20 protein-coding genes are annotated in these 19,949 nt (G+C 62.2%); 12 read left to right on the top strand and 8 right to left on the bottom strand.

Annotated elements, in window-relative coordinates; translation table 11 throughout:
- Positions 1 to 87: 87 nt before the first annotated feature.
- A complete protein-coding gene (locus HMPREF3056_RS08210) occupies positions 88 to 444 on the bottom strand; it encodes an FKBP-type peptidyl-prolyl cis-trans isomerase (RefSeq protein ID WP_010187736.1) in 357 nt (118 codons plus the stop codon).
- Between the two features lie 172 nt (positions 445 to 616).
- Complete coding sequence (locus HMPREF3056_RS08205) at positions 617 to 1,909, bottom strand: citrate synthase (protein WP_083306669.1); 1,293 nt, start codon at positions 1,907 to 1,909, stop codon at positions 617 to 619.
- 151 nt (positions 1,910 to 2,060) lie between these two features.
- Here HMPREF3056_RS08205 and serC point away from each other — a divergent pair, with 151 nt between their 5' ends.
- The 3 genes from serC to HMPREF3056_RS08190 all read left to right on the top strand — a co-directional run bounded on the left by serC (position 2,061) and on the right by HMPREF3056_RS08190 (position 5,360).
- Positions 2,061 to 3,191: a phosphoserine transaminase gene (gene serC / locus HMPREF3056_RS08200; protein WP_070545057.1), complete on the top strand. Its 1,131-nt coding sequence runs from the start codon at positions 2,061 to 2,063 to the stop codon at positions 3,189 to 3,191.
- A gap of 156 nt (positions 3,192 to 3,347) precedes the next feature.
- Positions 3,348 to 4,523, top strand: a complete 1,176-nt coding sequence (sepH, locus tag HMPREF3056_RS08195; protein ID WP_070754532.1) for a septation protein SepH — start codon at positions 3,348 to 3,350, stop codon at positions 4,521 to 4,523.
- A 6-nt stretch (positions 4,524 to 4,529) separates the two neighbouring features.
- Positions 4,530 to 5,360, top strand: coding sequence for a DUF6928 family protein (locus HMPREF3056_RS08190; protein ID WP_070754531.1), 831 nt, complete (start codon positions 4,530 to 4,532; stop codon positions 5,358 to 5,360).
- Here the strand turns inward: HMPREF3056_RS08190 and HMPREF3056_RS08185 are convergent.
- The 3 genes from HMPREF3056_RS08185 to HMPREF3056_RS08175 form a co-directional block, all read right to left on the bottom strand.
- Positions 5,312 to 6,133 (bottom strand): TrmH family RNA methyltransferase, encoded by an 822-nt coding sequence (locus HMPREF3056_RS08185; protein WP_070754530.1) that lies wholly within the window; start codon positions 6,131 to 6,133, stop codon positions 5,312 to 5,314. The genes HMPREF3056_RS08190 and HMPREF3056_RS08185 overlap by 49 nt on opposite strands.
- A gap of 44 nt (positions 6,134 to 6,177) precedes the next feature.
- Complete coding sequence (locus tag HMPREF3056_RS08180) at positions 6,178 to 7,581, bottom strand: NCS2 family permease (protein ID WP_070754529.1); 1,404 nt, start codon at positions 7,579 to 7,581, stop codon at positions 6,178 to 6,180.
- A gap of 126 nt (positions 7,582 to 7,707) precedes the next feature.
- Positions 7,708 to 8,337 carry a DUF3027 domain-containing protein gene (locus tag HMPREF3056_RS08175; protein WP_369799711.1) on the bottom strand — a complete coding sequence of 210 codons (630 nt, stop codon included), beginning with the start codon at positions 8,335 to 8,337 and terminating at the stop codon, positions 7,708 to 7,710.
- Positions 8,338 to 8,393: 56 nt separating this feature from the next.
- Here HMPREF3056_RS08175 and HMPREF3056_RS08170 point away from each other — a divergent pair, with 56 nt between their 5' ends.
- Together HMPREF3056_RS08170 and HMPREF3056_RS08165 are read left to right on the top strand one after the other, a co-directional pair.
- Positions 8,394 to 9,266, top strand: coding sequence for a glutaminyl-peptide cyclotransferase (locus tag HMPREF3056_RS08170; protein ID WP_070754528.1), 873 nt, complete (start codon positions 8,394 to 8,396; stop codon positions 9,264 to 9,266).
- An 11-nt stretch (positions 9,267 to 9,277) separates the two neighbouring features.
- Positions 9,278 to 9,877 (top strand): DUF2771 domain-containing protein, encoded by a 600-nt coding sequence (locus tag HMPREF3056_RS08165; RefSeq protein ID WP_070545055.1) that lies wholly within the window; start codon positions 9,278 to 9,280, stop codon positions 9,875 to 9,877.
- 144 nt (positions 9,878 to 10,021) lie between these two features.
- Here the strand turns inward: HMPREF3056_RS08165 and HMPREF3056_RS08160 are convergent, their stop codons facing one another.
- Positions 10,022 to 10,402 (bottom strand): cold-shock protein, encoded by a 381-nt coding sequence (locus tag HMPREF3056_RS08160; RefSeq protein ID WP_070517013.1) that lies wholly within the window; start codon positions 10,400 to 10,402, stop codon positions 10,022 to 10,024.
- Positions 10,403 to 10,928: 526 nt separating this feature from the next.
- Between HMPREF3056_RS08160 and HMPREF3056_RS08155 the strand changes: the two genes are divergently transcribed.
- Positions 10,929 to 11,591: a resuscitation-promoting factor Rpf1 domain-containing protein gene (locus tag HMPREF3056_RS08155; RefSeq protein ID WP_070754527.1), complete on the top strand. Its 663-nt coding sequence runs from the start codon at positions 10,929 to 10,931 to the stop codon at positions 11,589 to 11,591.
- Between the two features lie 101 nt (positions 11,592 to 11,692).
- Here the strand turns inward: HMPREF3056_RS08155 and HMPREF3056_RS08150 are convergent, their stop codons facing one another.
- A complete protein-coding gene (locus HMPREF3056_RS08150) occupies positions 11,693 to 12,649 on the bottom strand; it encodes an ABC transporter permease (protein WP_232745344.1) in 957 nt (318 codons plus the stop codon).
- A 111-nt stretch (positions 12,650 to 12,760) separates the two neighbouring features.
- Between HMPREF3056_RS08150 and HMPREF3056_RS08145 the strand changes: the two genes are divergently transcribed.
- Positions 12,761 to 13,363, top strand: a complete 603-nt coding sequence (locus HMPREF3056_RS08145; RefSeq protein ID WP_232745347.1) for a TetR/AcrR family transcriptional regulator — start codon at positions 12,761 to 12,763, stop codon at positions 13,361 to 13,363.
- 125 nt (positions 13,364 to 13,488) lie between these two features.
- On the opposite strand, the gene HMPREF3056_RS08140 is transcribed toward HMPREF3056_RS08145, so the two are convergent.
- Entirely contained in the window at positions 13,489 to 13,674 is a 186-nt protein-coding gene (locus HMPREF3056_RS08140) for a hypothetical protein (RefSeq protein WP_010187772.1), read from the bottom strand.
- A gap of 100 nt (positions 13,675 to 13,774) precedes the next feature.
- On the opposite strand from HMPREF3056_RS08140, the gene HMPREF3056_RS08135 reads away from it, so the two are divergent.
- The 5 genes from HMPREF3056_RS08135 to HMPREF3056_RS08115 are packed head-to-tail and all read left to right on the top strand — an operon-like array spanning position 13,775 to position 19,823.
- The gene (locus HMPREF3056_RS08135) at positions 13,775 to 15,877 is read left to right on the top strand and encodes a helicase-associated domain-containing protein (protein WP_070754526.1); all 2,103 of its coding nucleotides are present in this window, start codon (positions 13,775 to 13,777) and stop codon (positions 15,875 to 15,877) included.
- Between the two features lie 36 nt (positions 15,878 to 15,913).
- Complete coding sequence (locus HMPREF3056_RS08130; RefSeq protein ID WP_070754525.1) at positions 15,914 to 17,551, top strand: DNA repair helicase XPB; 1,638 nt, start codon at positions 15,914 to 15,916, stop codon at positions 17,549 to 17,551.
- A gap of 4 nt (positions 17,552 to 17,555) precedes the next feature.
- Complete coding sequence (locus HMPREF3056_RS08125) at positions 17,556 to 18,194, top strand: DUF3239 domain-containing protein (RefSeq protein ID WP_049154135.1); 639 nt, start codon at positions 17,556 to 17,558, stop codon at positions 18,192 to 18,194.
- A complete protein-coding gene (locus HMPREF3056_RS08120) occupies positions 18,195 to 19,322 on the top strand; it encodes an aminotransferase class I/II-fold pyridoxal phosphate-dependent enzyme (protein ID WP_070510507.1) in 1,128 nt (375 codons plus the stop codon).
- Between the two features lie 18 nt (positions 19,323 to 19,340).
- Positions 19,341 to 19,823: a mycothiol transferase gene (locus tag HMPREF3056_RS08115; protein WP_070701502.1), complete on the top strand. Its 483-nt coding sequence runs from the start codon at positions 19,341 to 19,343 to the stop codon at positions 19,821 to 19,823.
- The last annotated feature ends 126 nt before the right edge of the window (positions 19,824 to 19,949 follow it).

Genomic DNA, 19,949 nt, shown 5'->3' with positions numbered 1-19,949 from the left:
AACGCCCTCACCAATGTGTGCCGTGCTCTAGTGCACGGCCGGTAAGGGCGTCGTTTCGGGAAACGGAAAGGGCTATGCCCTTCTACGCTAGGCGCGGATGAGATCGATAACGAAGGTCAGCGTGCGGCCAGACAGCGGGTGTGCACCACCAGCCGGGCCATAAGCCTTCTCCGGCGGGATGACCAGCTTGCGGCGGCCGCCCACCTTCATACCCGGGATTCCTTCCTGCCAGCCGGCGATGAGGCCAGTCAGCGGGAACTCGATGGACTGGCCACGACCCCACGAAGAGTCAAATTCCTGGTTCGTCTCATAGTCAACACCAACGTAGTGAACCTCAACGAAGCCGCCCGGCTGGGCTTCGGCGCCGTCACCCACCACAATGTCTTCGATGACAAGGTCCTGGGGAGCAGGCTCCGTTGCCGGCTCAATTACGGGCTTTTCCATTGGGGATTATCCTCCTTGGATTACTTTCTTCTTTGCTGGCCGCATACACGTAGGCCGAGCCACAACGCCCTCCAGTATAAGCGGAGATGTGGGGCTCGGCCCTAGAAATGCAGCGTATGGGCTATACGCTAAGCCACGGCAGCCTGTGGAAGACCGCCGCTGAGGTTACTGTTTAGCGCTCGCTACGCGGGGTGACCTTACGCAGGGTCTCGCCGGTGTAAATCTGGCGCGGGCGGTTGATCTTGGTGTTGAGCTCAAGCTGCTCGCGGTACTGAGCAATCCAGCCCGGCAGGCGGCCGATGGCGAAGAGGACGGTGAAGAAGTCCGTCGGGAAGCCCATGGCGCGGTAGATCAAGCCGGTGTAGAAGTCGACGTTCGGATAGAGCTTGCGGGAGACGAAGTAGTCGTCGTTCAGCGCAATCTCCTCGAGCTTCATGGCCAGATCCAGCATCGGGTCGCCGCCCAGGTGATCGATGATCTCGTGAGCAGTGTCCTTGACGATGGCCGCGCGCGGGTCGTAGTTCTTGTACACGCGGTGGCCGAAGCCCATGAGGCGAACGCCCTTTTCCTTGTTCTTCACGCGGTTCATGAAGTCGGTAGCGTCACCATCGTGGTTGTTCTGGATATCCTCAAGCATCTCCAGAACGGCCTGGTTAGCGCCACCGTGCAGCGGGCCAGACAGTGCGTTGATGCCACCGGCGATGGCGACGAACAGGTTGGCCTGCGCGGAGCCAATCATGCGAACGGTGGAGGTGGAGCAGTTCTGCTCGTGGTCAGCGTGCAGGATAAGGAGCTTATCCAGAGCCTTGGCCACGATCGGGTCGACCTCATACTCCTCAGTCGGGTAACCGAACATCATGCGCAGGAAGTTCTCGCGAGCGTTCAGCTTGTTATCCGGGTACATGTAGGGCTTGCCCTGGGATGCACGGTAAGCGTAAGCGGCCAGCATCGGCACCTTGGCCAGCAGGCGGACGGTTGCCTTATCCAGCTGCTTCTCATCCAGCGGGTTGAGCTGATCCTGGTAGTAAGCGGAGAGAATGTTAACGGAAGAGGCAAGAACGGCCATCGGGTGCGCGTCGCGCGGGAAGATATTGAAGGCGGCCTTAAAATCCTCATCCAGCAGGGTGTGGTGACGGATATCAGTGTTGAACTTCGACAGCTCGTCCTCGGTCGGCAGGTGTCCCTTAATCAACAGGTAGGACACCTCGTTAAAGGTGGCGTTCTCAGCGAGATCCGCGATGTCGTAGCCACGGTGACGGAGGATGCCTTCCTCACCGTTAATAAAGGTGATCTTGGACTCGGTGGAACCAGTAGCCGCATAACCCGGGTCGAAGGTAACGAGGCCGGTCTCGTTACGGAGCTTGCCGATATCGAAGCCGGAGTCACCCTCCGTGGACTGCTTAATGTCCATCTCGTACTCGCCACCGGGGTACTGCAGTACAACCTTGTTGTTTTCAGATGCCACGTGTTTTCCTTTCCTCAATGTTCAACGCCGGCCAAGGCCGGCGCAACAAGACTAAACCTCTTCACACTTTAGCAAAACTTGTGACTCTGCCAACATTGGCAATCCTGGCAAAGTATCTAGTGCGCGAACGAAACTAGGCTACACTGCCCACATGAGCAACTCAGAACTCGTCCTGCCAGCAGATCTCCTCCCTACCGACGGCCGCTTCGGCTGCGGGCCGTCCAAGGTCCGTCCCGCCCAAATTGAGGCAATCACCGCCGGTGCTGACACCATCATTGGAACTTCGCACCGCAAGCCAGCCGTCAAGAATCTCGTCGGCTCCATCCGTGAGGGGCTCTCCGAGTTGTTCGCGCTGCCAGAGGGCTATGAAATTGTCCTCTCCCTGGGCGGCGCTACCGCCTTCTGGGACGCCGCAACCTTCGGCCTGATTGAGAAGAAATCAGCGCACCTAAGCTTCGGCGAATTCTCCTCTAAATTTGCTAAAGCCGCTGCCGGAGCCCCCTGGCTCGACGCCCCGCTCGTCACCGAAGCCGAGGTTGGCACCGCCCCAGACCCGAAGGCTGCCGACGCCGAGGGCGCCGACATCATCGCCTGGGCCCACAACGAAACCTCCACCGGCGCTATGGTTCCGGTAGCCCGCCCCAACCCCGATAACGCAGAGCAGCTTGTTGTCATCGACGCCACCTCGGGCGCCGGCGGCCTGCCAGTCAACATGTCCGATGCTGACGTCTACTACTTCTCACCCCAGAAGTGCTTTGCCTCCGACGGCGGCCTGTGGCTGGCTGCTATGTCCCCGGCAGCCCTGGAACGCATCGAGAAGATCAACTCCTCCGATCGCTTCATCCCGGCTTTCCTCAACCTGCAGACTGCGGTAGACAACTCCCGCAAGAACCAGACCTACAACACTCCGGCCGTCGCCACGCTCCTCATGCTGGAGGACCAGGTGAAGTGGATGAACGCCAACGGCGGTCTCGACGGCATGGTCAAGCGCACCACGGAGAACTCCTCCATTCTGTACAACTGGGCCGAGTCCCGCCCGGAGGCGACCCCCTTCGTGGCCGAACCGTCGGCACGCTCCCTGGTGGTCGGCACCATCGATTTCGAGGACTCTGTCGACGCCGCCGCAGTGGCCGCTACGCTGCGCGCCAACGGCATTCTCGACGTCGAGCCTTACCGCAAGCTCGGCCGCAACCAGCTGCGCGTGGGCCTGTTCCCGGCGATAGACTCCGCGGATGTCACCAAGCTCACCAAGGCTATCGATTACGTTCTGGATAACCGTTAACCCGCGCCCCCTAACTTGGCATGCCGCACCACACCATTTATTGCAGCCATTTGTTGCGGCATACAACATGCCCCGCGCTCTTGCCAGAGTTCGGGGCATGTTCTGGGTAAAGTGGACTTCATCACATGTCCGCTACCAGGCTAAGGAGCGCCCACCATGCGCGAGATTTTCCTCGCACCCAGCGACTCAACTGACACCTCGCTCGTCCTCCGGGCCGAGGATGGTGAGGAGTTCTTCCTCGAGGTCACCGACGAGCTTCGCGAGCTTCTCGCTCCCGCCGATTCCGCCGAACCCGCTTCCGAGAACGAGGGGGCGGAGCAGGACGCAGAAAACACCGACGAGGAGGCAAGCGACTCCTCCCCCGCCTCCGCGCAGCAAGACCATTCCACCGGGCTGCGCACCGTTATGCCTGCCTCTGGTGGCTCGCCTTCTTCCCCACAGAGCCAGCCTGCACCGCAGGCACAAGAAATCCGCCTGCGCCCCAACGAGATTCAGGCCCGCATCCGCGCCGGTGCTTCCGCTGCGGAGATCGCCGAGGAGCTCAACGTTCCAGAATCCCGCATCGAACCTTTCGCGCACCCGGTGCTCTTGGAGCGGGCGCGCATCGCGGACGTCGCCAAGCAGGCCCACCCGATCCGCGAGGATGGCCCAGCCAAGCTCACACTGTGGGAGATCTTGGCCACCGCCTTTGCCGCGCGCGGGCACTCCCTGTCAGAGGCGACGTGGGATGCCTACCGCCACCAAGGCGAACCGTGGATTCTGCGCATCACGTGGAAGACCGGCCTGTCCGCCAACGAGGCGGAGTGGACCTTCAAACAGACCATGTCTTCCCCGGCCACGGTGGAGGCACGCAACTCTGTGGCCGCTGACCTCACCGACCCGGACTTCGTGCAGCCGGTGCGGTCGCTGACCTCCGTGGGCCGCGGCGAGCGCTACGACGAAGCCATCGACGGGCGGGAGTACGCTGAGGGCCGCGAGGTCAACGAAGCCGCACGCGCCGGCACCCCTGGCGTGACGGAGCTGTCCTCCTACACCGGCGGCGATGACGCCGCTAACGAGTCAGACGCCGGTGCATACGCCGAGCCTTCCGTTCTTCCCTCCCCGCACGGTGGGGAGCACCCCGCCGAGAGTGCAGCCGATGCGGGCACGGACTCTTCTAATGAGGAGGCCACACAGCAGACGGACGAGAAGGACACCGGGGTGGACGAGGACTTCCTCCAAAACCCGGATCCGGAGCCTAAGCCCACCAAGCGCCGCCGTAAGGCCGTCACCCCTCACTGGGAGGATGTGTTGCTCGGCGTTCGTTCCTCCACTAAGCGCCCCCGCGAGTAGCCTGCCGTGGATACACAAAGCGCCGTTCTCACTCTCTGGTACGTCACCGCCGCCGACCCCGCCGAGGTCCTCCGCGGCGAGCCCAAGGCCGACCGCGGCTTCGGCCGCAAGTTCCTCGCTCAGCTCAATCCCGCACTGCCGGTGACTCCCATCGGGCAATTCCCTCTCAACCGTTCCGCCGAGCCCGGCGCGAGCGAGTTCTATGTGGGCGGCTATCCCGGTGTGACCGTGGTGCAAACCATCATCCACGATGATCAGCTGACTCTCTCCCAGCTGTCCCGCACCTTGCGCGAGGCCGTGCCTGCCACAGAAATCTACGCCTTCGCCTCCAATCCGGAGACCGGCTATGCCGGGTTCGCCCACTGGACGGGCAGCCGCCTGCGCCGGTCGCTGTGCGGGACGCGTTTTAACCTCTACGAGGACCATGGTCTGCCCGAAACCTTCGAGGCCCCTTTCTGGGCCGGGGAGATGGATGAGCCGGTGGGTGGGATTTCCCTTCCCTTTGAGCCACTCAACATCACCGAGGCGGCCCAGGAATACTGGTTGGGCATCGAGGTCGGCGCGGACGGCCCTGACGTGGACGTCGTAGGCTATGCCACCGACGGGCGCCCCGAGCCCAAGGTCGATACTCCCCCACCCCGCCGCAGCGTAGCCGAGGTAACCACCACCTCAGTGTCGAAGCTGGGGCTCAATGACTATGACGACTACGAAGAGTACGACCTCGAGCCGGAATCCACCGGTGAAGAGATCATCCGCACGGCCAAGCACCTCGGCGGCTTGGTGCGGCGCTACGCGGTATCGACCTCGCGGAACCTGTGGGAGCGCTGGCGCTCGTAGAAGGCGATGGCCGCCGACGTCGCCACATTAAGGGAATCCGTGCCCTCCGCCATGGGGATGCGGGCGCGCACGTCGGTCGCACGCATGGCGTGCTCAGTCAGGCCCGGCCCTTCCGCACCGACCAGCAGCGCTACCTTGTCCGCGCCCTCTAACGCATCAGCAATGTGCACGGCATCCGGATGCGGGGTCAGCGACACCAGCCGGAAGCCCTGCTCGCGCAGCTTCTCCAACCCGCGCTGCCAGGTGGTAAAACCGCCGTCGAAACGCGCCCAGGGCAAGCGCAGAACGTGCCCCATGGACACACGCACCGAGCGGCGGTAGAGCGGATCCGCGGCGCCCGAGCCTAAGAGGATGCCGTCAACATCCATGCCTGCAGCATTGCGGAAGAGCGAGCCGATATTTTCGTGGTCGCCCACGCCCTCCATGATGGCAAGGGTGCGAGCACCTTCGAGGACCTCGTCCACGGTCCAAGCTTCCGCGCGGTCGGCTGCGGCAACCAACCCGCGGTGCATATCGAAGCCCGTGACTTCCCCCAAAGTCTGTCGGGTTACTTGGTAGACGGGGATATCCCCGACATCATGGTTCGCCAGGAAGGTGTCGAGCTTCGCCTCAAAGCCGATGATGCAGCGCACCGGGAAGCGGGAGGCCAGCAGGCGCTCCACGCACAGTGGGCCCTCACCAAAGACAAAACCCTCGCCGGACTTATCCGCGTGCTTGAGATCGCGGATATCGTCCAGGCGAGGGTCTGTGGGGTCATCGATGACAAAACGCATGGGCCCTAGTCTAGGCGCAGGGCCAGCTGCTCCCCCTAGGCGGGCTATGCCAACAGCGAGCTGATGGGATCCATGGCGAAGTAGACCACGAAGAGGGCCGCCACGAGCCACATGATCCAGTGCACCTTCTTAGCCTTACCGGCAAAGGTGGCCATCAGTGCATAAGCGATGAAGCCCACGCCAATACCGTTGGCGATGGAGTAGGTGAAAGGCATGACCACGATGGTGAGGAAGGCCGGGATGGCCTCCTCCATGCGGTTCCACTCGATGTCCTTGAGCTGTGCCGCCATCATCACACCGACGATAACGAGTACGGGGGCCGCCGCCTCGATCGGCACGATCTCGTAGAGCGGGGTGAGGAACATGGCCAGCAAGAAGATCACACCGGTCACAACGTTGGCCAGTCCGGTGCGGGCGCCGTCACCGATACCAGCCGCCGAGTCCGCAAACACCGTGTTGGAGGACACCGAACCGGCACCACCAGCTACGGCGCCAAAGCCTTCCACCACCAGGGCAGTCTTCATCTCCGGCAGGTTGCCCTTCTCATCCACGAGGTTGGCCTGCTTGCCCAGGCCGTTCATGGTGCCCATGGCATCGAAGAAGTTGGTGAGCAGCAGGGTGAAGATGAGCAAGACGGTGGAGACCACGCCCAACTTGGTGAAGGCGCTAATCGGATCGACTTGGCCCACAATCGACAGGTCCGGCAGACCGCCCAGGGAGCTGGGCACCTCCGGGGTGGCCATGCCCCAGTCCTCGGAACCGGTCAGTGCCTGGATGATCATGGCGATGATGGTGGTGATGACGATGCCGATGAACAGTCCGCCACGAACCTGGCGAATGACAAAGAAGGCGGAGAGAATCAGACCCACGACGAAGACGAAGGCAGGCCAGGTTGCAATCGAGCCGTTCACGCCCAGGCTTACCGGGACGGTGGTCATCGCGGCATCCGGCACGCGGGTGACGAAGTGCCCGTCCACGAAACCGATGAGCGCGATGAACATGCCGATACCGACGCCCATCGCGGCCTTCATGGAGGCGGGGATGGCATCGAAGACGGCCTGGCGGAAGCCGGAGATGGCCAGCAGGACAATGATGAAGCCTTCGATGACAACCAGGCCCATAGCCTCGCGCCATTCCAGGCCGTTGAGGGAGACCATGGTCACGGCCACGAAGGTGTTCATGCCCAGGCCCGCGGCCATGGCGAACGGGTAGCGAGCGATCACGCCGAAGGCGATGGTCATGACACCGGCCACCAGCGCGGTGGCGGCGGCGACTTGTGGGATTCCGAGAGTGGTTCCGGCCGAGTCAGCGGAGGTACCCAGGATGAGAGGGTTGAGGAGAATAATGTAGGCCATCGCGAAGAACGAGACCACGCCGGCGCGGACCTCGGTTCCAATGGTGGATCCGCGTTCGGTGATTTTGAAATAGCGATCGATAGCTGCGTTCATCGTGAGTGAGCGCCCCTTCTATCTAGAGAAATGAAGTTTTACCTGCTAAGGGTGCTCCATCGGGGCACTAAAACGCAAAACTCGCACGCTGCATCGCTGCTGCGCGCGGGGCGAAAACCGCTCTCTTTAATAGATAGGGCTCTCATCATCGAAGGGCCTCTCCTGCTCCGCTCCCTCCTCACGGACGCTCGTACCGGAATGCGCGCCACACCCGTAGGTGGCGTGCACCACTTTTCCATCCGCGGAGTATTCATTGGCACAGACGCCGAAATTGGGCAGCAGCTGGAGGTAAAAAGCACAGGTTTTGCACTGCAGTTGGGCCTGCGCCGCCATCTCCGTATTCGGCCCATACTTCTTGCGCCAACGCTCCTTGGCCTCCTTGAGGCCAGCCTCGGAGAGCTTCCCGCCGTCCAGTCTGTCGTCGTCAGGCGCCGGCGGCATGAGGTCTCCCGGGCCCAAGTCACCCGGGCGCAGGCGCTCGGAATAGGGCACCCACTCCGGGGCTTGGAGGGCCTGGCCGCCGGGGACGAGCGCAACCTCGTTCACGGTCGGCGTGCGGGAACCTTCAGCGCAGGCGACGACGGCATGCCACTCCCATCCCGGGTATCCCGGAACGTGGGCCTCAAAACGGTGGGTGGCCACGTTGCGGCCCACACCCGCAACGCCCCGGTGCTTACCGACGTCCCCCTCTCCTACCTCCTCCACGGCCCGGCGCGCCAGGTCGACAGCCGTCGAATCGAGAAGCGGGGAATGCATCTTTTTCTTGCGAGTCACCCTCCCATTATTAATCACACGCCCGAGCATCGTGCACAATGACTGTCATGGCCTTCCCACACTTCCCCCGCGCCGCCCGCGCGCTCGCCACGGCTTTATCTGCCGCTGTACTGCTCGCACCGCTGGCCTCCTGTTCCTCCCAAGCTGTAGACGAGCGCGCATCCTCATCGACGGCGACAGCGGCGGGTAGCGATGGGACGTCGCCAAGCGCACGCTCCCCAGAGCGCCTCGGCGTCACCGCCCTGGACACCGCACCCTTGCCAGCGGACACCTTTACCCAGGGCCTCGAGGTCGACGCTGACGGACACCTGCTCATCGGCACCGGGCTGAAGGGCGAATCGCGCCTTATGCGCGTCCAGCCGGGCGAGCTAGCCCCGCTGAAAGAGGTCGCGCTCGAAGACTCGTTCTTCGGCGAGGGCATCACGCAGACCGAGACCGGTATCTGGCAGCTGACGTGGAAGTCCGGCACAGCCTTCCTGCGAGATGCCGAGACCTTCAACGAACTCGACCGCGCAACCTATGACGGCGAAGGCTGGGGCCTGTGCAACGCTGGCTCTGAGCTCATCATGTCCGATGGCTCCGCCACACTGCGCCACCTGGACCCACAGACTTTTGAGGAGCTCGGCCCGCGCACCGAGGTCACTCTCAACGGTTCGCCGGTGGATAACCTCAACGAACTAGAGTGCGTCGATGGCGCAGTCTATGCCAACGTGTGGATGAGCGAGGACATCCTGCGCATCGACCCCGCAACCGGCGAGGTCACCGCGGTGATTGACACCGCGAACCTCAACCATGTCCCGTCTGCCGATCCCAACGCCGTCCTCAACGGCATCGCCCATATCCCGGGCACCGACGAGTTCTGGATCACCGGCAAGCTCTGGGATGAGCTGTACAGGGTGCGCTTCGAGTAGGATTCTCACCCATGGCTACCGTGAAGCAAGCAAGGAAGAAGTCACTGCTGCAGTTTCTGGCGCTCATTATCGCCGTGGCGGTGATCGTCGTGGCGGTGGTGATGTTTCAGAAGTGGTGGAATGACCGCCCGGGCCCCGACCCGCAGGACGTCACCATCACGGCCACGGTGGGTGATGAAACGATGGAGGTTGCGCCCTATAGCGTCTGCGAGCCCGGCGCCGACTGCGAGGAGGGCGAGGTTCCCAACCTCACGGTGGGGCCCGATGACACCCTGAAGCTGGAGATCCCCGAAGCCATCTATAACCACGAGTGGTCGGTTCTCTCCATTTACGATGACCCAGCCGCCAACGACAGCACTGCGCACGGCGCCAACGAAACCACCTCGCTCGAAATCCCCGGCTCCGTCGCGCCGATTGAGGCTTCCACCGGCGAGCGCCCGCAGCTGATGGTCGTGGAAATCTCCACCCTCATGATTGGCCACGATGCCAATGGTGAAGAGACCCCGATGCACACGGTGTGGTCACTATCCACCATGACCGACGAAGAGCTCAAGGAATCCAAGGCCACCGGTGACGCCGAATCTCCAGCAGAGGCTCCTGAGGAGAAGTAGCCGCGCCGCGGCGCGCGATGTAGCGCGCGCCGCTACAATCGACAAAGTGCCCGACCTGCCAAATTTACGGCTGATCATTGCAAAATCAGCTGTACTTTTGGCAGGTCGGGCACTTTTCAGTCATCGGCCTAAGAATGTAGGCCCCTAGCTATCCAGATCCTTTGCAATAGCACGCAGAATCTCCGCCACCTGGCGACCAGTCTTGCGCTCCGGGTAGCGACCCTGGCTGAGCACCGGCTGCACTTGGGTTTCGAGGAGCGTCATGACGTCGGAAAGCATGCTCGACAGCTCCTCCGGCTTGCGGGCCGGGGTGCGGCGGCGCGGAGCATCAAGGACCTTCACGCGCAGCGCCTGCGGGCCACGGCGACCAGCGGCGAAATCGAACTCGATGCGCTGGCCCTGGTACAGCTCATCAACGCCCTTGGGCAGCACGTTACGGCCAACATAGACGTCTTCATCGCCGGGATTGCTGACAAAGCCGAAGCCCTTGTCCGCGTCATACCACTTCACTTTGCCGATAGGCATGGTTCTTCACTCACTTTCTTTCCGTCTCTCCTCTACCAAAGCTTAGGCCGTATCACCTGCCTGCCGATAGGCACCGGCATACCGGGATAAGGAGGCGCGGCGAAGCGTGGTTGTGACTTAAGCTGCCGCGCGGAGGAACTATCCGTGGAACTTATAAAGAGATACATCTTAACCTCCACGCACCCCACCAAAGAAACCAAGAATAGGTATCGCCTCAACCACCACACCCGTTACAGGTGTGACATAGCTAACACACCCGTCACGAACAGGGGAAACGTAGGGGAATCCCCGCTTCCGTTATCGTTTTGAGCCATTTAACGTGACTGATTCGTTATAAACCGCTACTCTTTCCCACAGGCACTTCGGCCGCCGGTCGTGGAAGTCTCGCCCCAGACACAGTCCGGGCTTCCACACGGCGGCCATACATGATGTGCATGAACGTGAACATCAATTGCAAAACTACATGCCGGACTGGGCATCATCTGGGCGCGAGAAAGCAAGAACAACCTAGAGAAGGAATACTTTAATGGGACGCCACTCCGCTAAGAACAAGTCCATCGCCACCAAGTTTGCCGCTTCCACCGTTGCCGTGGGCGCTGCCGCAGCCATCATGGCTCCGAACGCTGCCGCTGCACCGGATTCCGATTGGGACCGCCTCGCACAGTGCGAGTCCGGCGGCAACTGGGCCATCAACACCGGCAACGGCTACCACGGCGGCCTGCAGTTCAGCGCTCAGACCTGGCAGGCCTTCGGCGGCGGCGAGTTCGCTCCAACCGCCAACCAGGCCACCCGCGAGCAGCAGATCGCTGTTGCTGAGCGCACCCTGGCACAGCAGGGCTGGGGCGCATGGCCGGCTTGCTCCGCTAGCTTGGGCCTGAACTCCGCACCGACCCCGCGCAACGTGAACGCTACCCCGGCAGCGGCCGCTACTCAGGTAAAGGAAGAGACCGCGCCGCAGGCACCGGCTGAGGCACCGAAGGCAGTCCAGGAAGCTGCCGAGGAGCCCACCGACGAGCTGGCTGTCGACGCCCTCTACACCCTCATCGAGGACACCGCTACCCAGTACGGCCTGACCGTCCCGGCTTCCTTCACCGAGCAGTACAAGGCCAACCGCCACGACTTCAACGCCTTCTACTCCGCTAACCGCCACGTCATCGACCCGGTGGCACAGGTTCTGGCTGCACGCTAAGCAGCGCGCCGTGCGGTGCAAGCACGGCACATAAAAGCAGTGCTTTAACTACATAGAAAGAAGCTGGATGGTTTTCTCCATCCAGCTTCTTTTAGTTTTGACTAAGCCTTTTCCTCAACAGCTACGCCTTCCTTAGCGCGCGACCTATCGAAGGCCAACATCGCCAGACCAACAACGATCCACAGACCCAAAGACCACCACGCATGGCCGAAGCCTTGCCCATCAAAGAAGGACAGCGAGCGGACTAGGTGACCCGTCGCGCCGATGGGCATCCACTGCCCCAACGTCGACCACCCGGCAGGCAGCAGCCACGGGCCGGTTGCCAGACCCGACAGCGGGTTCGCTAAGAAGATAGTCAGCACGGCACCGATTCCAATACCCGCGGCACCCATCACCCCCGCAAGGCCTGCAGTCACCGCAGACGTCGCAAGGATGCCCGCAGCGATAGCCATCCACTCGGCAGCGAAGCTGCCACCGAGGGTTCCATAGACGGAGTGCAGCATCCACGTAGCAACGAGCCCGCCGAAAAGCGCAATACCAACGAGCACCCCCAGCTTGACCCATTTCTTGCCACGAAATGCAAAGGTGGCAATGACAGCGGAAATAATCCCGCCAAAGGCCAGCGGCAGGCCCAACAGTGCGATACCGCTCGCCTGCGGGTCCTCCGCAGTCGTCGGCGCCAGCTCCTGCTTCTCCACGGACATTCCTTGTGCTTCAAGCTGGCCAGCGAGGCCATCAATCATCGTCACGTAGGGAGCACCATTTCCCGCAGCGGTGAACGCACTCGCGCCCTGCGGGGAGATGACCAGTCCACCAACAGCTTCACGCTGCAGCACCGCGTCGCGCACCTCGGCCTCGCTGTGCTTCACGACGATCTCCGGAGCCTCATCCCCCGCCGCACTCTCAATCTTCTGCGAGATACCTTCGAGCATGGGCTCCGGCGCCGAAATGGCAACCGGAACGCCAGCCGGACCCGATGCAAAGGTGGGCGCCAAAAACGCCCACAGCATAAGGCCGATGACGACGGGGATCCCCACAATGGCAACTATCGATTTCACAGCAACCGATGGCTGCTTTCCTTCCTGACTTTTCACCGCTGACACTTCCAACCTCCAAACGGAACAGGGTGTTTCACTTACAAAGTGGAGCATAGTGCTCCGTTTGGTATGATGCAAGCTGTGAGACAAGACGCAGCAGAAAACAAGCAAGCCATCGTCGCAGCAGCCAGGCAGCTGCTCATCAGCGAGGGACCGGGCGTGTCCATGCGCTCCATCGCCAAGAAAGCCGGCGTGGGCGTCGCCACGGTCTCACGCCACTTCCCCGAACGGCTCTCCCTCCTCGATGCCGTCACCGGCGCGGAGGTAGCACACATCAAAGAAGAGGTGGACAGCCACCTACAAGGTTTCGACGAGGATCCCGAAGGCACCTGGCGCGATATTATTCATCGGATCGCCAGCCTTAACTTCGCCGCGGTTGTTCAAGCAGCGGCAGCCGAGGTGAATACTGCCTCATTCTCAGACGATGACGTGCAGGAGATCGCTGCCCAGCGCAAAGCTGAACTGAAGTCGATCTACCAACCGATTATCGAACCCGCGCGACAAGCAGGTCTCTGCCCCGAGTCCCTCCCCCCGCTCGAACTTCACATCGGCATCGGTCTCATCACCCGCCCGCTGCCCAGAACACCAGTGAGCGCCGACTACCTATCAGGTATACAAGCCCAGCTCATCGATACGCTGCTCGACGGCCTTAAAGCCCAAGCCCGTGCCAACTAGTTGAGGCGCAAGTACATTACAAACACGTATAGCCCCACCGAGGAGAACATTCTCGGAGGGGCTGAAAGCGAGCCGCCAAGGCTCGGCACATCTGCTCAGTGAAGCGCAGATTTCTGCGCGCCTACTTAGCGGTTGATGCGGGTGTACGGGTGAACGTAGTTGAGCTTTTCTGCCGGCATCGGCAAAATCAGGTCGTCACCGTACGGGCTGGAAGCACCAGCAAAAGGTGCAGTAAGTTCAGTAATAGCGTGCTCGCGGGGGCTGTTCTTCGGCCAAGCCGGGGATACGAAGCCTTTGTTCTCATTCGACATGCTTCTTATTATTCCAAACCCCGCGGCAAAAAGTAACTTATTCACTTAACGAGGGCCCCATACCTCCCCCGCCTACTAACTACTAAGCTTGATCGCCATTATGACCACCCCCTCCAACCGCGCCCGCGTCACCGAGAGCTACCGCGAATGGCTCAGCCGCTTACCCGACGAGGACCTGCGCGCCCTACTGAGTAACCGCAGCGATGTCCTCTCCCCCGCACCGAAGGACTTCGACGCGCTGGCCTCGCGTCTGACACTTCCGATGCACGTCGCGGATGCCTTGGCGGCAAGTAACGCCGAGCAGCTAGCTGCCTTGGAGGACATCGCCCACCGCGGCGGCGAGGTCAACATGGTGGAAGACACCAACCCTGAAGTAACACGGCAGCTCAAGGAACGCGGCCTCGTCTTCGGTGACGCACCCCAGGTGCGCATCGTCACCGCCGTCATGGGCTCGCTTCCCACCGGCTGGTCGCTGCGCAACCAAGTCGAATTCAATGAAAAGGACCTAGCCACGCTTGCTCCCGAAGAGCGCCGAATCCTCGATGCCCTAAGAAAAAGCGACGGCATGGGCTATACCACCGACACCGAGCCAGACATCAACTCCGAGGATCCCGCCAAGCGCCTGCTGGCCAAAGGTTTCCTGGAGCGCATCAACGCACACTCGGTGCGCCTGCCGCACTCGCTTGCCCGTCTGCTGGCTGGTGATACCACCCCACCCATCCCCACCACCCCTTCGGGGCGCGCCGGCACACCGGAGCCGGATCCCAAGGCGGACGACGCCGGTGCCGCAGCTGGCCTGGAAGCCGTGCGCGGCATGGAGCGGCTCATCGAGTTGCTTGGAAGCCATCCGGTAGCGCTGCTCAAGGATTCTTCGGTCGGCGTTCGCCCCCTCAACCAGCTGGCCAAGGATCTCGCTCTGGAGAAGGAGGAGGTCGCGCGACTCATCTGTTTGGGCCACCACGCCAGGCTTCTCCACCGCGGCGAGCCGGATGGCCTGGAAGGACACTTCCTCGCCCCGACCACCGGGTCCCAAGACTGGCTCGAGGCCGATCTCGGGGAGAAGTGGCGCATTCTTCTCGACGCCTGGCGCACCTCCCCTTGGGCCAGTTGGGCTGAGACCCGGGTGCTCGCAGAAGACAGTATTGTGCGCCGCCTGCCGCACTTTCGTGCCTTCGTCCTCGGCGTCTATGCACACTCCGCAGTCGCGCTGGACGACGAGGAGTTCTGGGAAGACCTGCGCTTTCGCTCCCCACTTTTTGCCAGCCACACGCGCACGCTGACCATCGAGAAGCTGCGCGCCGAAGCCGAATGGATCGGCGCGGTGGCACTGGGCAAGGCCACCCGCGTGCTGGGAGATTCCGCTGCGGCCACCAGCCTCGTTCCTGAGACGGTCAGCGAGTTCATCATCCAGCAGGACCTCACCGTCCTCGTGCCCGGCCCCCTTGAGCCAGACACACACCGCACCCTCGCATCCTTAGCAGACCTCGAATCCCCGGGCCTAGCCAGCGTGTACCGCATCAGTGAGTCCACCATCCGCCGCGGCATGGACCAGGGCCTCACCACCCAGGAAATGACCGACTTCTTGGAAAAGCATTCCCCGACGGGCGTGCCGCAGGCGTTGGGGTTTGCCATCGGGGACGTCGCCAAGCGCCATGGCACCCTCCGCAGTGGTCCTGCGCTCTCCTACCTCCGCAGCGAGGACCCCGCGCTGTTGGAACTCGCCGTCGCCTCAGTCCCCGGCCTGCGCCTGCTCGCGCCCACCGTGGCGGTATCCCAGCTGCGCGTGGGCGAGCTGCTGGAGAAACTACGCGCCAAGGGCCTCTCCCCCACTGCGGAGGATGAATCCGGCGCCTCCCTGGCCGTCGCCCCCGAGCCTTACCTTTTGCCCACGCCTCGTACGAAGCCCCGCAAGCGCGAGCCCGCCTCGGTGGATGACGCTGTGCAGACCTTGCGGACATCAGCGCAGAACCCGAGTGCGAACAAGGAAGAAGAACCAGATCCGCTCACGCTCGCCCGCGCTGCCGCGCGCTTCCACGCCGATATCGTGATCTCCTATGCCGATAAAAGCGGCGATCTCCGCACAGTGACCGTGAAACCACTATCAGTGGAAGGCGGCTACATTGATGCCCTAGGCTCAGCGGGCAAACCCGTGCGTTTCCCGGTTCACCGCATTTCCTCCGTCCGCTTCGCCGACAGGGATTAAATCTTTCCCTGACGCCCAGAGTAGAAAGGCCTCATCATGCCCGGACCACTCATCGTCCAATCGGACAAGACCGTCCTCCTCGAGGTGGATCACCCGCAAGCCAACGAGACACGCGCAGCCCTCGCGCCTTTTGCCGAGCTGGAGCGCGCGCCCGAGCACATTCACACCTACCGCATCACCCCACTAGCCCTGTGGAATGCCCGCGCCGCCGGGCACGATGCCGAGCAAGTCGTCGACGTTCTGGAGAACTACTCCCGCTTCCCGGTGCCGCAGGCGCTGCTGATCGACGTCGCCGAGACCATGTCGCGCTACGGCCGCGTGCGCCTGCTGGCCCACCCAGCCCACGGTCTCATCCTCGAATCGGACGAGCCCGTCATCCTAGAGGAGCTCACGCGCACCAAGAAAGTCAGCGAGCTTCTGGGCCCGCGCATTGACGACAACACCATCGCCGTACCGCCATCCGCACGCGGGCGGCTCAAACAAGAGCTGCTCAAAGCCAGCTGGCCCGCCGATGACCGCGCCGGCTACGTCGACGGCGAATCCCACCCCATCGCGCTGAGCACGGAGGAGGTGGACTGGGAGCTTCGGGATTATCAGCAGTATGCCGCCGAATCCTTCTGGTCCGGTGGCTCCGGCATCGTGGTCCTGCCCTGTGGCGCGGGCAAAACCATCGTGGGTGCTGCCGCCATGGCCAAAGCACAGGCCACCACGCTCATCCTGGTGACCAACACCGTGGCCGGGCGCCAATGGCGCGATGAACTATTGCGCCGCACCAGCCTGATGCCGGAGGAAATTGGTGAGTACTCGGGTGAGAAGAAAGAGATCAAGCCCATCACCATCGCCACCTACCAAGTGGTCACGCGCAAGACCAAGGGCGAATACCGCGCGCTCGAGCTCTTCGATTCCCACGACTGGGGCCTTATCATCTACGACGAAGTCCACCTCTTGCCCGCTCCAGTTTTCCGTATGACCTCCGACCTGCAATCGCGCCGCCGCTTGGGGCTGACCGCCACGCTCATCCGCGAGGACGGCCGCGAGGGCGATGTCTTTTCGCTCATCGGGCCCAAGCGTTATGACGCGCCGTGGAAGGAACTGGAAACCGCCGGCTATATCGCCACCGCGGACTGCGTCGAGGTGCGCGTAGACATGACGCAGGAGGAGCGCCTGCTCTATGCCACCGCACAAGCGCGGGAGCGCTACCGGATTGCGGCATCGGCAGGCGCGAAGCTGCGGGCCGTCGACAAGCTGCTGAAGAAACATGCAGGCCAGCAGGCACTGATCATCGGCGCCTACGTGGACCAGCTGGAGGAGCTCGGCGAGCACCTCAACGCACCGGTAATCGACGGCAAGACCTCCACCGCCAAGCGCGAAAAGCTCTTCCAGCAATTCCGCGAGGGCGAGCTGGCCACCCTCGTGGTGTCCAAGGTGGCGAATTTTTCCATCGACCTTCCCGAGGCTGCCCTGGCCATCCAGGTCTCCGGCACCTTTGGTTCCCGCCAGGAAGAGGCGCAGCGCTTGGGCCGCCTGCTGCGCCCGAAGAAGGACGGGCAGGAGGCCACCTTCTACACTCTCGTGGCGCGCGAATCGATCGACGCGGAATACGCCATGCACCGCCAGCGCTTTTTGGCCGAGCAAGGTTATGCCTACCGGCTGGTGGACGAAGTAGACTTGTGAGCTGATGAAGATTTTCAAGTTTGAAGTCAACGAAGACTTTGCCAAGAAGAACAACGAGCTCCTGCGTGATTCCTCACGCCTGCGCAACTCCGGCCTCGTCATGGGCCTCGTGCTTATTATCGGCGCGATTGCCGTCTATTTTGGAATCGACGCCGTCTGGCGCATCACGCTGGCGGTCGGTATGGCGCTCTTCGGCATCTTTTGCGCCGTCATCGGTGTCTTGGCTTCGAGCAAGGTTGGCTCGGCCCAGAAGCTCTACGACTCCTATCCGCTAGCCCCCGCGGTCGTCGCGGAGGTCAACGAGCGCGACATGGTCCTCATGGCTTTGGTAAATACCAACGTTGACCCGAAGGCACCGCCGCGGTGGGGCGCGTGCCTGCGCACCGTCAGCAACATCCCGGGTATTAAGCGCACCGTGGGCACCAAGGTCCCGGTGGCCGCGGTCTCCGGCCAGCGCAGCTCAAGCGATAAAGACCACTGGCAGCAGATCACTCCCATGCCGATTGCCTGGGGCACCCCGGATGCGGAAACCGTGACGATTGCCCGCAAGTCCATTCCGGAGGATCAGTGGCAGCGCCTCGAGCGCGCACGCAAGCGTCTGACCGATGTGAAGGCTACGAAATACGATCTATTGGTGCTCTAAATGACTGTTGAGAGACTACAAGAATTTGGCGAAACCATCTTCGCCACCATGACCGCCCTTGCCGTGGAGAATGACGCGGTGAACCTTGGCCAGGGTTTCCCCGATAGCGACGGCCCGCAGCGCATGCTGGAGATTGCCCAGGAGAATATCGCCGGCGGCAACAACCAATACGCTCCCCTACGCGGGGTCCCAGACCTGGTCGACGCCATCGCGGAGACCTACTCCGTGCCGCAGGATCACGTCGTAGTCACCGCCGGTGCCACCGAGGCCATCACCGCCACGGTGCTTGGCCTAGTGGAGCCCAGACACGAAGTCATTGTCCTCGAGCCTTACTACGACGCCTACATCGCCGCCATCGCGCTTGCCGACGCCACCCGCATCCCCGTCCCCTTGAAAGAATCCGGCAACAGCTGGGACATCGACGTCGATGCCGTGCGCGCAGCCATCACGGACAAGACCGCCATGGTCATCATCAACACCCCGCACAACCCGACCGGCTCGGTCTTCTCCCGCGAAGCACTCACCGAGCTCGCCGAGCTCTGCGTGGAAAAGAACCTCCTCGTATTAGCTGACGAGGTCTACGAAAACCTCACCTTCGGCACCGACCACGTCAGCATCGCCTCCCTGCCGGGAATGGCTGAGCGCACCGTCACGGTGTCATCTGCCGCCAAGTCTTTCAACTGCACCGGGTGGAAGACCGGCTGGGCCATCGCGGAGCCAAAGCTTCTCGACGGCGTCATCAAAGCCAAGCAATTCACCACCTTCGTCTCCACCACGCCCTTCCAGCCGGCCGTGGCCCATGCACTGCGCTATGAACAGGAATGGCTGGACGGCATGGTGTCTGAGCTTGCAGAGTGCCGCAGCATCCTTGTGGAGGGCCTCAAGCAGCTGGGATTCCACGTGCATGACACCGGCGGCACCTACTACGTGGTTGCCGATATCTCCTCTACCGGTTTAAACGGCATCGATTTCTGCATGCAGCTGCCCGAAACGAAGGGCGTAGCCGCCATCCCGCTGGCCGCCTTCACGGACAACCCGGAACCGTGGCAGCACAAGGTGCGCTTTGCTTTCTGCAAGCGTCCCGAGGTCATCCGCGAAGCCGTGCGGCGTCTAACTGCAGAGTCCTAAGAATGCAGGCTCCTGCACATGCCCACCACACCAAAGTCCTATTCTGAGCTGACTGATCAGATCCAGCGCCAACTCGACTCGATCGTCGACATGGCCGTTCAGGTAGATCGCTCAGGCGTGACACACGTTCCCCTCCGTAGTCGCTGGACCGTTGCGGGACTTCTGAACCATCAGCGGTACGTCATCCGGTTTTGGATCGCAAATGTTGTGGTAGGCGCCGATCTTCCGGTCCCGTGGACCGACGACTCTCCACATGAAGACTGGAACGCGGATCCCGAGGTCACGGTCGAGACCTTCGTCGATGCCCTTCGACAGGAGTGGGAAGATGCCTTGTCTTTGCTTGCAACGTATCCACCGGGAGAGCCTGCATCCCAAGCTGACGAGGACGGCAGGCACCCCACTGTCGACTGGGTGTTGTCCCACCTACTGGCCGAAGTATCCAGGCACGCCGGACACATGGATGCCGTTTGCGAGATACTCGAGCTTTCACCCGTCGATTAACATCCACACGCCGGTGACTGGCACAGTGCCTCCGCGCTGACATGGGTTGGAGGACTTCCTGAGAATGAAGGGGCATGCTGCACCTCCAGCCCTAGTACTGTGATGTCTATGGAGTTTTTGGACACG

Source organism: Corynebacterium sp. HMSC056F09, from assembly GCF_001815785.1.
Classification (GTDB): domain Bacteria; phylum Actinomycetota; class Actinomycetes; order Mycobacteriales; family Mycobacteriaceae; genus Corynebacterium; species Corynebacterium hiratae.
This window is presented reverse-complemented; position numbering and strand designations above follow the sequence as displayed.